Raw genomic sequence first — 11,682 nt, 5'->3', positions numbered from 1 at the left:
AGCACCATTGACCATGAAGGGCGCGCAGCGGCTGCGCCAGGAACTGGATCTGCTGAAGACGGTGAAGCGGCCGGAAGTCATCACCGCGATCGCCGAGGCGCGCGCGCACGGTGATCTGAAGGAAAACGCCGAATACCACGCCGCGCGCGAGCAGCAGGGATTCATCGAAGGCCGCATCAAGCAGCTGGAGAGCGAGCTTTCGCACTCGGAGATCATCGACGTCACCAAGCTCAACGCCGGTTCGCGCATCGTGTTCGGCGCGACGGTGACGCTGGCCGACGTGGAGACCGACGAGGAGAAGCGTTACCAGGTCGTGGGCGACCTGGAGGCGGACATCAAGCAGGGCCTGATCGCGATCTCCTCGCCGCTGGCCCGCGCGTTGATCGGCAAGCACGAAGGTGACGCGGTCACCATCGACGCGCCGGCCGGCCAGCGCGAGTACGAAATCGTCGGCGTCAGCTACACCGACTGACCCGGGCGATGGCGACCGCCACCCTGTTGCTGCCCACCCGCGCCCGCCTGGCCGGCCAACGCCTGCCCGACGAGGTGGCGAGGGCACTGGGGCGCGCGGATCGCCAGACGCTGGACGCGGGCGAGCGGGAACAACTGCGCCGGCACTTCCGGCTGGTGCCCGATCACTGGCCGGTGGCGGCGCTGACCCGGCAATTGGATGCCGGCGATGCCGAAGGCGCCACCTGGCTGCGCGCGGATCCCGCGCGCGTGTCGCCGGACATGAATGGCGCGCGCATGCTCGCCTACGGCGAGGCATTGGCGCTGGACGCCGAGGACACCGCGCAGTTGCTGCCGGCATTGAAGCCGCTGTTCGGCGATGCCGGCGTGCTGCTGGATGCACCACAACCTTCGCGCTGGTACCTGCGCCTGCCGCCGGATGCGCGGCTGCCGGCGTTCGCGCCGATCGGCGACGTGCTCGGCGATGACCTGTTCGCGCATCTGCCCGAGGGCGACGACGGCCGCCGCTGGCGCGCGTTGCTGACCGAGGCGCAGATCGTGCTGCACAACCATCCATGGAACGCGCGCCGCGTGGCTGCGGGCAAGGCCCCGGTGAATTCCCTGTGGTTCTGGGGCGGCGGACGCCTGCCGCAGTCGGTGGGTACCCGGTTCCGCCAGGTCAAGGGACAGGACACGCTATTGCGCGCGCTCGCGCTCGCAGCCGGCGTGACCGCCGAAGGCGAGGGCGGCGCGGTCGACGCGCTCATCGATCTGCGCCACCTGCGCCAGCCGGAGGTGTTCGCGCGCGACGCCCTGCAACCCCTGCTGGCCGCGCTGGCGCGCGGCGAACTGCTTGCGCTGGAACTGGACTTCGAGGACGGCGAGCGCTTCACCCTGCGCCGCGATCAACGCTGGCGCTTCTGGCGTCGTCCGTTGACGCGCCTGGACGGCGCGGCCGCCGGGCTGACGGCGTGACCCCTTCGCCCCGGATCCGCCGGCGGGAAGCGGTGGTCGCCGGCGAATGGCCGGCGCAGATCCTGCCCTTGCTGCGACGCGTGTACGCCGGTCGCGGTGTCAGTGCCGCCACCGGGGCGCAGCCGCGCCTGGCGCAACTGCTGCCCCCCGATGCGCTCGGCGGCCTCGATGCCGCCGGTCGCCTGCTGCAGGCGGCCATCGACGAAGGTCGGCACATCGTGGTGGTCGGCGATTTCGATTGCGATGGCGCGACCGCGTGCGCCTTGATGGTGCGAGGTTTGCGCGCGTTGGGCGCGGCGCGGGTCACCGCGACGGTGCCCAACCGGATGGCGCATGGCTACGGCCTGTCGCCCTCGCTGGTGGACGAACTGGCGACGCTGCAACCCGAACTGCTGGTCACTGTCGACCACGGCATCGCCTGCCATGCGGGCATTGCGCGCGCGCGCGCGCAGGGCTGGCAGGTGCTGGTGACCGACCACCATCTGCCCGGCGAGACGCTGCCGCCGGCCGATGCCATCGTCAATCCCAACCTGCGCGAGGACGGCTTCCCCAGCAAGGCGCTGGCCGGCGTGGGCGTGGCCTTCTACGTGCTGCTCGCGCTGCGTCGCCGTTTGCGCGAAAGCGGCCGATGGCCGCAAGGCGAACCGGACCTGACCCCGCTGCTGGATCTGGTCGCGGTCGGCACGGTGGCGGATCTGGTGCCGCTGGACAGCAACAACCGGGCCCTGGTCGGCGCCGGCCTGCGGCGCCTGCGCGGCGGGCAGGGCAGCGCGGGCCTGCACGCCCTGATCGAGGTCGCCGGCCGCGATGCCCGCCATTTGACCGCGTCCGACATCGGTTTCGCGATCGCACCACGGCTCAACGCCGCCGGACGCCTGGAGGACATGTCGCTGGGCATCGAATGCCTGCTCTGCGATGACCCGGAGCAGGCGCGCGGGATGGCCGCCACCCTCAACGAAATCAACGCCGAGCGGCGCGGCGTCCAGCAGCAGATGGTCGACGAGGCGCAGATCGCGCTGGCGAAGCTCGCGGCGGTGGAAGCCGAACCGCCGCTGGCGCTGTGCCTGTTCGATCCCGAGTGGCATCCCGGCGTGGTCGGGCTGGTCGCCTCGCGGATCAAGGATGGCCTGCATCGCCCGGTCATCGCCTTCGCGCCGGCCGAACCTGGCGCGAGCTCATTGCGGGGCTCGGCGCGTTCGATTCCCGGCTTCCATATGCGCGACGCGCTGGCGGCGGTCGATGCGACGCATCCGGGCCTGATCGAGAAATTCGGCGGCCACGCGATGGCCGCCGGCCTGAGCCTGGCGCAGGCGAACCTGGCGGCCTTCGAGATCGCGTTCCGCGACGTCGCCACGCGCTGGCTGGACGATAGCCTGCTGCAGGCCGAATGGCTGAGCGACGGCGAACTGCTGCCGGAAGAGTTCGACCGCGCCCACGCCGAGGCGCTGCGCGACGGCGGGCCCTGGGGACAGGGCTTTCCCGAGCCGCTGTTCGACGGCGAGTTCGAGGTGATCGACTGGCGCGTGGTCGGCGCGAAACACCTGAAGTTCTCGCTGCGCCTGCCCGGGCGCGCGCAGCCGCTGGGCGCCATCCAGTTCGGCGGTTGGCGTGAACAGGCAAGACCGAGGCGCGTCCACGCCGTCTTTCAGCTCGACACCGACGACTACCAGGATCGCCGGGGAATCCAGTTGCTGGTTCGCCACTGGGTGGCGCTGCCGTAGCGGGGCGCACGGGGGCGCACGCACCTACAATGCGCCAATGGCATCTTCCTCCGACACGCTCTACCGCCGTTTCCAGCCTTGGCGCCGCAGCCTTGAAGTCGGCTTCTGGGTAATCGGCATCCTGGTCAACGTGGTCGGCAACAGCATCACCACGGTGATGGATGTCCATCGGGCCGGCTTGCGGATCGCGGACTGGGAACCGGTGGTCTGGGAAAGTTCCAGCGGCATCGTGCTGCTGGCGCTGGTGCCGGCGGTGGTCGCGTTCACCCGCCGTTTCCCGCTGCACTGGGATACCCTGCGACGGCAGTTGCCCTGGTACCTGCTGGCCAGCGTGGTGTACTCGCTGCTGCACGTGGCGGGCATGGTCGCGCTGCGGGTGCTGGCCTATCGCTGGCAGGGCTCGGAGTACGACTTCGGTCCCTGGGCGCGCGAATTCTTCTACGAGTACCTCAAGGACATACGCACGTTCATCTGGGCGGTCGCGACCATCGAGGTCTACCGTTTCCTGCTGCGCCGCTGGCAGGGCGAGGCCAGCCTGCTCGATGTGCCCGACGAAGGCCCGCCGCTGGAGCCGGTGGAACGGCCGGAACGGTTCCTGGTCCGCAAGCTGGGCCGCGAGTTCCTGGTCGCGGCCAGCGACATCGAATGGGCGCAGGCGGCGGGCAACTACGTCAACCTGCGCGTGCGCGGCCACGACTATCCGCTGCGCAGCACCATCGCCGGCATCGAGGCCAAGCTGGACCCGGCGCGCTTTGCCCGCATCCACCGCAGTTATATCGTGAACCTGGATCAGGTGGCTTCCATCGAACCGCTGGATACCGGCGATGCGCGCATTCATCTCAAGGACGCGACCGCGTTGCCGTGCAGCCGGCGCTATCGGGCCGATCTGCGCAGCCGCACCGGAGCGGATCCCGGCTAAGCGCGCGCACCTGTGCGAAAGCAGATGGCTGGCAGGCTTTCGTTTCGCCGCATCGAGCGACGTTCACGAAACGACTGTGTGCTTGGTCAAGATTCAGCCCTGAAATCCCATAGGTTGCGCGCAGGTGTGCGGAAGCGTGCACTTTCTTCATGCATCGCGAACGAACTTTCCGCTACGGTCGATTCGGGATGGCGGGACAGGGGAATCGAAGATGGCCATGACGGCCCCGATGGAGCACGCAATGCCCTCCGTGGCCTTGCTGGAGGACGATGCGCTGTTGCGCGAGCGGATACTGTTGCCGGGATTGGCGGGGTTCGGCTTCGCGGTCACCGGCATGGATTCGGCCGCGGCGCTGCACGTGCATCTGGCGAGGCACCGCTACGACATCGCGGTGCTGGACGTTGGCCTGCCCGATGCCGACGGTTTCACGGTCGCCCGCGAACTGCGCGAAGCGTTTCCGCATATCGGCATCGTCATGTTGACCGGGCGCGCCGAGACCCTGGATCGCGTGCGCGGCCTCAGCCAGGGGGCGGACGCGTACCTGGCCAAACCCGTGGAAGTGGAGTTGCTGGCCGCCACTCTGTACAGCCTGCTGCGGCGCCTGCAGGGTGTGGCGCCGGTGCGGGCGGCCGCGCCGACCGTACGTGGGGCGTGGCAACTGGACGAGGGTGGTTGGTGCCTGCTGTCGCCTGCCGGGGGAACGGTCGCGTTGACCCGCACCGAACGCCGGGTGGTGGAGCGCCTGACCGCCGTGCCGGGCCAACTCGTCACCCGTGATCAACTGGTGGCCGCGCTGACCGACAACGTCTACGATTTCGACCCGCACCGACTGGATTCGCTGATCTATCGATTGCGCCGCAAGGTCGCCAACATCTGCGGTGAACCGCTGCCACTCAACGCCGTGCACGGCGAAGGCTACGTGCTGGTGGCGCACTGAAACCCGCGTGCGGCGCGGTGCGATGCCTCGCCCCGTCCCGCCGACTCAGACCGCGTGGTCGGGGCCGACGCCGGCCCACGGCAACCGGATCGTGAAGGTCGTGCCCAGGCCGGGGGCGCTGTCGACTTCGATGTCGCCGCCGACCGCGTTGACGAGGTCATGCACGATGGATAGGCCCAGGCCGGTTCCGGTGCTGCTGGGCTTGGTGCTGAAGAACGGCTCGAACACGTGCGCGCGGACCTGCGCGGACATGCCCTGGCCGCTGTCGCCGAGATCGATCCTCACCACATCATCCTGGCGGACGGCGGAGATCAGGAAACGCCCGCCCTCGGGCATGGCATCGCGCGCATTGGCGGCGATGTTGAGGATCATCAGCTCGAACTCGCTGCGATCCAGGTGCACGGGCAACGCTTCGCCGCTGGTGGCGAGCTCCAGCCTGATCGAAGCGGGAAACAACTGGCGCAGCATCGGCCGCATGCCGTCAATGGCGTCGCGGACATCGAAAGTCTCGATGCGCAGGCGATCATTGCGACTGAAGCCAAGCAGCTTGCGGGTGACCGCCGTTCCGCGCTCCGCGGCTTCCTCCACGCCTTCCAGCGCCGCTTCCAGGCTCGCGCTGCGGGCGAGGGGATCGGCGAGGTCGAGGGCGCGATGGCGTTGCGCGGCGAAGCCCCGGATCACGCCCAGGACGTTGTTGAAATCGTGCGCGACGCCGCTGGCCAGGCGGCCGCTGGCTTCCATCTTCTGTGCGTGGATGAGCTGGTTCTGCGCACGCTCGCGTCGCGCCATCTCCTCCTGCAGTTCCCGGCCGCGTGCATTGGCGTCGTGCAGGCTTTCGCGCAATGCGGTGACCGCCCGATCCAGGATCGCGGTGATGATCAGGTAGCTGATCACCAGCGAGGGCGCGTTGCGTAGCGCATTGCTGACCCATTGCGGCCCCCTGGCGATGTTCTGCGCGTCGGTGGCGAAGCCGAACGCGAACACCGCCAGCAACAGCGCGAATACGGTCCAGAGCGCGCGCCGGCCCAGCACCAGGCCGGAAATCACCAGGCACAGGATCACCGCGGTCTGATCGATGAGCTGCGCCTGCGCGCCCAGTTTGTGGAAAGCCAGCGCCAGCGAGAACAGCAGCGCGCCGAGGAACAGGGTGATGGCGGGACGGAAATGGCCACGCCGGATCAATCCCACGCACAGCAGGGCCAGCGCCGCGGTGGCGAAGTCCAGCAGCAGGACGATGGCCCAGCCGGGCGGTATCGGCCGCGACGAAAGATGCCAGGCCCAGTTGGCCGGCAACGCGGTGCCGTAGAACATCAGCAGCAACTGCATGGCCGGCGCATTGCGCCGGTCGACGGCATCGGCGACGGGCGCGATGCGCAGCCAGTGCGCGAGGGAACCCCAAAGGGTGTCAGGCGAAACGGCGGGGGTCGACAGGACGGGACTCCTTTGCATGCCTACATGCCCGCAGGCGGGTGTCACCAGCATCCGCTGCCGCCGGTGAGATATCGGTGATTATTCGGCGAGAACGCGAGCGTGACAACGCCGGCGCGCGCAACTTAGTTTCGCGGTCAGCCCGGCGGCGTTGCAGACGACGCGCAGTTCCATCCAGCGGCAAGCCCGGGGCAGGGCGCGCCACCCATCCACACGGCAATGCGATGCGACGGCCGCACGCGGATTTTCCGCATGCCCTGGGCCGACGGGCGTGGCTTGCCTATCGAAATGACAAAGCAGGAGCGGAGATCGAGATGAACAAGATTTTCTGTCGTGTATGGAGCCATGCCAGGCAGGCGCTGGTGGTGACCTCGGAACTGGCTTCGGCACGCGGCAAGCGCGATGCGCGCCGCCGCTCCGGATCCGGTGCGGGGATCGGGCTGATTACATCCGCCTTGCTGATCGCGCTCGGCGCGCCCCCCGCGTTCGCTGACGATACGGACGCGCCGGCGTCCGCCGTGGGCGCCGACGAATGCGCAAACCAGGTCTCCGCGAATGACGGCGGCACGGATGCGCGGCAATGCGATCAGACCGCGACGCCGACGATGGCTGCGGTCGGCGCGGTACCGTCCATCCTCGATCTCTATTTCCTCAAGATCACCGGACCACAGGATCTGCCGTGGACACCCGAGATCGAGGGACCGGTGCAGGCGGTGGCCAACGGCTACAGCGCCATCGCGATGGGATCCGGCGCCAAGGCCGAGGGCGACTACACCATGGCGATGGGCGACAGCAGTTGGGCGGCCAGCAACGCCGCGACCGCGGTCGGCGGGCAAAGCGTCGCCTACGGTATAGGTGCCAGCGCATTCGGCCAGGGCGCGTTCGCCTATGGCGATGCCAGCACCGCGCTGGGACAGAGCTCGCTTGCCGCGGGCTTCGGCAATACCGCGGTGGGCGCGAGCGCCGAAGCCACGGCCGAGCAGGCGGCCACCGCGATTGGCGCGCTGAGCACCGCTGCCGGCATGGGATCGACCGCCATCGGCGGTGCCGCGCAGGCGTATGGCGACGGCAGCCTGGTGGGCGGCTTCAATGCCGGCGCCAATGGCGAAGCGGGTGTCGCGCTCGGCGCCAACTCGCGCGCCGTGGCCGGCGATTTCGGAGTCGCCGTCGGCGGCTACGCCACCGCGGTGGGCGGCGGCAGTGTCGGCATCGGTGGCAACAGCCTGGCCTACGGCGCGCGCGCGGTGGCGGTGGGCAACAATGCCGCCGCCACCGGGGAGGGCACCATCGCCATCGGCGGCAGCGAATGGGTGGATCTGGACGGCGACGGCGAGCCCGATGTCGGCGAGGCCACTTTCGCCGAAGGCCAGAACGCCACCGCCATCGGCAATGCCGCCGGTGCCAGCGGCATCGGCGCGCAGGCCATCGGCGATCACGCCAGTGCGCTGGGCAACAACGCCACCGCCACCGGCGCGCAGAGCATGGCCGCGGGCGAATCGAGCACCGCCACCGGTGCGTACAGCGTGGCCAGCGGCGCCGAGAGCAGTGCCTACGGTTACCAGAGCCAGGCGGCTGGCGACTACAGCACGGCCGCCGGTGGCTCCAGCCTGGCGCTGGGCCAGGGTTCCTCGGCGTTCGGCACCGGCGCGAATGCCATTGGCGATCACAGCGTGGCCAGCGGCTACGGCAGTGTCGCCAATGGCGGTGACGCCGTCGCCCAGGGTCATGGCGCCAATGCGGAAGGCGGCGCCTCGGTGGCCATAGGCAATGCCGCCAGCGCATTGCATGGCAGCGGGGTGGCGATAGGCAACCAGGCATTGGCGCAAGGCCTGGGCGCGATGGCGCTGGGGGGGCAATCGGAAGCCAACGGGCTGTTCGCGACCGCCGCGGGCATGTTCGCCTGGGCCGACGGCCGCGAGAGTTCGGCGTTCGGCGCCGGCGCCGTGGGCAGTGGCTGGAAGGCCACCGCGCTGGGCGCGGGCAGCTGGGCGAACGGCCTGTTCGCCACCGCGCTCGGCGCCGGTGCGCAGGCCGCCGACGTATCCGTCGCGGTCGGCCAGGGCACCATCACCGGCATTGCCGGTACCGGCGTCGGCGTGCAGGCCAAGGCCGGCGAAGGTGGCGTTTCGGTGGGCAACAACACCCTGACCGGCCTCAACGGCGTCGCCCTGGGCCGCGAAAGCTGGTCCACTGGCGAGGAAGCCACTTCGGTCGGCTACAACAGCTACGGCTTTGGCAACGGCGCGGCCGCGCTGGGTTCCAACGCCTGGGCGATGGCGGACAACAGCACCGCGGTGGGTTCGTACACCTCGGCGACCGCGGACAACAGCGTCGCCCTGGGCCACGGTTCCAGCACCGGTGATCGCGCCAACACCGTATCGGTCGGCGCGGCGCAGGCGTGGACGGATCAATACGGCAATACCTTCGCCGCGATCGATCGCCAGATCACCAATGTGGCGGCGGGTACCGAAGCCACCGACGCGGTGAACAAGGCGCAACTGGATGCGGTGGCCGACAGCGTGGGCGATGCCAACCACTACCTGGCCGCCGAGGGCGCGGGCGATGGCAGCGACGCGGCGATCGCCGACGCCGAGCACGCCGCCGCGGTGGGTGCCAACGCCGTGGCGGGCGGCGTGGAAAGCACCGCGATCGGCTACCAGAGCAACGCCGTGGGCGATCACGCGACTGCCGTGGGCGGCTCCAGCCTGGCGCTCGGACAGGGATCCTCGGCTTTCGGTACCGGTGCCAACGCGGTGGGCGACCAGAGCACCGCCAACGGTTATGGCGCGATCGCCAACGGTGCCAACAGTGCGGCGATCGGCAGCAACGCATTGGCCGAGGGCGATGACAGTTTCGCTGCCGGCAACGGCGCGCAGGCCAACGGCGGCGGATCGGTGGCGGTTGGCCCGAGTGCGGTTTCCAACGGCGCGATGGGCGTCTCGGTGGGGGCCGGCGCCCAGAACAACGGCTTCCTGTCCACCGCGGTGGGTGGAAACTCGCTGGCCGACGCGCCGTTCGCCACCGCGCTGGGCGCATTCGCCACCGCGTCGGCGTGGCAGGCCACGGCCGTGGGCGTGGGTGCCTTTGCCGAAGGCTGGAACTCGACCACCGTGGGCGCCGGCGCGACCGCCGGTGGCGGTGGCGTGGCGATCGGCGCGGGAGCCACGTCCGGTTACTGGCAATTCGACGAGGAAACCGGCGAGAACGTCTATGTCTCCACCAACGGCACGGCGGTGGGCGAGAACGCGGCAGCCACGGGTCTGTTCAGTACCGCGTTGGGCGGCTTCTCCGAAGGCTCCTTCAGTTCGGCCGGCGCCACCGGCAAGTACAGCACCGCGCTGGGCGCGGGTGCCTACGCCGGTTCGTACTGGGACAGCGAACTGGTGGGCGACCACACCACGGCCGTCGGCGCGGAGAGCTGGGCCATCGGCGGCTCGGCGACCTCGCTGGGCTTCAACAGCTTCGCCCAGGCCGATCGGGCCACGGTGCTCGGTGCCAACGCCTGGACCACGCCGGACGCGGCCAACTCGGTCGCGTTGGGCGAAGGATCGCTGGCCGATCGCGCCAACAGCGTGTCGGTCGGCGCGGCGCATGACTGGACCGACGCCGGCGGCACCGTGCACGCGGCCATCGATCGCCAGATCACCAACGTGGCGGCCGGCACCGAAGCCACCGATGCGGTGAACAAGGCGCAGCTCGACGCGGTGGCGGATGCCGGCAGCCAGGCCAGCCACTACTTCAAGTCCAGCGGCAACCGGGATGGCAGCGACGATGCCCGGGTCAATGGCCAGGGCGCGCTGGCCGCGGGCGAAGGGGCGGCGGCGGGTGCCAATGGCACCACCGCGGTGGGCGCTGGCAGCCAGGCGGGAAAGATCAGCGCGTCGGCCTTCGGCAACAACGCGCGCGCCACCGCGACCAACGCGACCGCGCTGGGCGCCAATACCCAGGCGATCGCCGCGACCGCGACCGCGGTGGGCTCCAATGCGCAGGCACGCGCGCAGGCCGCCACCGCGCTGGGCTACGACGCGCGGGTGGCCGACAGTGCCCAGGATGGCACCGCGATCGGTGCGCGTGCCCGGGTCACCGCCGCGAATGCGGTGGCATTGGGCGCGGGCTCGATCGCCGATCGCGCCGGCAGCGTTTCGGTGGGCGTGGCGGGCGGCGAGCGCCAGATCACGCACGTCGGGGCGGGCAGTGCCGACACCGATGCGGTCAATGTCGGACAGTTGAACGCCGCGGTGGGCGAAGTCGATGAAGAACTGGCCTCGGCGGTGAAGTACGACGACGAGGACAAGGACTCGCTGACCCTGGCGGGCGCGGAAGGCACCGTCATCGGCAATGTCGCCGACGGCCGCCTGGCGGCCGGCAGCCGCGAAGCCGTCAACGGAGGCCAACTGTTCCAGGTTGGCGATGGCATGGCGCAGGCGCTGGGCGGTGGCGCCTCGATGGGCCCGAACGGCCTGGTCGGACCTGTCTACGGCATCCAGGGCGGGAGCTACTACAACGTCGGCGATGCGCTGGGGGCGCTGGACGGCGCGATCGACGGGCTCAACACCCGGGTGGATCAACTGGAGCAGAAGCCGGGTAACAGCGGCAACGCCGGCAATGGCAACTCGCCCGGCAAGGAGCCTGGCAAGCCAGAGGGCGGCGCTGTCGCGGCGGCGTCTCCCGGCCAGCAAGAAACGGCCGGCGTCGCCAGTGGCAGCGGCGCGTCCACCGCGTCGGCCGCGCCCGTGTCGCCGACGGGGCCCATTGAAACGGCGGCAGGCACCGCCGGATCTCCGCCGGCCGCCGCCGCGCCACCGGTGAGCGCGGCGCCGGACGCCGAAACAGTCGCCAGCGCCAACGCCTACACCGACGCGACCGCGACCAAGACCCTGACCTCGGCCAACGCCTACACCGACAGCCGGGTGAAGGCGCTCAGCGACGAGTTCAGCGGCCTGCGTGGCGAACTCGATCACCGCCTGAACCGGCAGGACGAGCGCATCAATCGCCAGGGAGCGATGAGCGCGGCGATGTTGAACATGGCGATCAACGCGGCCAACAGCCGCAGCCCGCGCGGACGCGTTGCGGTGGGTGCCGGTTGGCAGGACGGCGAAAGCGCGCTGTCGGTGGGCTACTCGCGTCCGTTGGGCGAGCGCGCTTCGCTGAGCATCGGCGGTGCCTTCAGCAGCGATGAATCGTCGGCCGGCATCGGCTTCGGTATCGACCTGTAGGCATCCAGCGACGTTCGCCGTACCGCATCCGCATCA

Annotated in this window: 7 protein-coding genes; 6 read left to right on the top strand and 1 reads right to left on the bottom strand. The window is 70.0% G+C overall.

From position 1 onward, the window contains the following. Nucleotides 1–7: 7 nt before the first annotated feature. The 5 genes from greA to IQ458_RS01730 all read left to right on the top strand — a co-directional run bounded on the left by greA (nucleotide 8) and on the right by IQ458_RS01730 (nucleotide 5,002). Nucleotides 8–472 carry a transcription elongation factor GreA gene (gene greA / locus IQ458_RS01750; RefSeq protein WP_181444083.1) on the top strand — a complete coding sequence of 155 codons (465 nt, stop codon included), beginning with the start codon at nucleotides 8–10 and terminating at the stop codon, nucleotides 470–472. 8 nt (nucleotides 473–480) lie between these two features. Continuing rightward, the gene (locus IQ458_RS01745; RefSeq protein ID WP_183641549.1) at nucleotides 481–1,425 is read left to right on the top strand and encodes a phosphoglycerate mutase; all 945 of its coding nucleotides are present in this window, start codon (nucleotides 481–483) and stop codon (nucleotides 1,423–1,425) included. Beyond that, nucleotides 1,422–3,146 (top strand): single-stranded-DNA-specific exonuclease RecJ, encoded by a 1,725-nt coding sequence (gene recJ / locus IQ458_RS01740; protein WP_203321711.1) that lies wholly within the window; start codon nucleotides 1,422–1,424, stop codon nucleotides 3,144–3,146. Before IQ458_RS01745 ends, recJ begins: the two co-directional genes overlap by 4 nt. Nucleotides 3,147–3,183: 37 nt before the next feature. Continuing rightward, nucleotides 3,184–4,065 (top strand): LytTR family DNA-binding domain-containing protein, encoded by an 882-nt coding sequence (locus tag IQ458_RS01735; RefSeq protein ID WP_192197795.1) that lies wholly within the window; start codon nucleotides 3,184–3,186, stop codon nucleotides 4,063–4,065. 241 nt (nucleotides 4,066–4,306) lie between these two features. Then, the gene (locus IQ458_RS01730) at nucleotides 4,307–5,002 is read left to right on the top strand and encodes a response regulator transcription factor (protein ID WP_235996581.1); all 696 of its coding nucleotides are present in this window, start codon (nucleotides 4,307–4,309) and stop codon (nucleotides 5,000–5,002) included. Between the two features lie 45 nt (nucleotides 5,003–5,047). On the opposite strand, the gene IQ458_RS01725 is transcribed toward IQ458_RS01730, so the two are convergent. Beyond that, on the bottom strand, nucleotides 5,048–6,451 hold the full coding sequence (locus tag IQ458_RS01725) for a sensor histidine kinase (protein ID WP_203321710.1): 1,404 nt from the start codon (nucleotides 6,449–6,451) through the stop codon (nucleotides 5,048–5,050). A 293-nt stretch (nucleotides 6,452–6,744) separates the two neighbouring features. Between IQ458_RS01725 and IQ458_RS01720 the strand changes: the two genes are divergently transcribed. Beyond that, a complete protein-coding gene (locus tag IQ458_RS01720; protein ID WP_203321709.1) occupies nucleotides 6,745–11,646 on the top strand; it encodes an ESPR-type extended signal peptide-containing protein in 4,902 nt (1,633 codons plus the stop codon). Nucleotides 11,647–11,682: the final 36 nt, after the last annotated feature.

This window comes from Pseudoxanthomonas beigongshangi (assembly GCF_016820515.1).
GTDB lineage: Bacteria > Pseudomonadota > Gammaproteobacteria > Xanthomonadales > Xanthomonadaceae > Pseudoxanthomonas_A > Pseudoxanthomonas_A beigongshangi.
The sequence above is the reverse complement of the archived record's forward strand: the minus strand, read 5'-3'. Positions and strand labels throughout refer to the sequence as shown.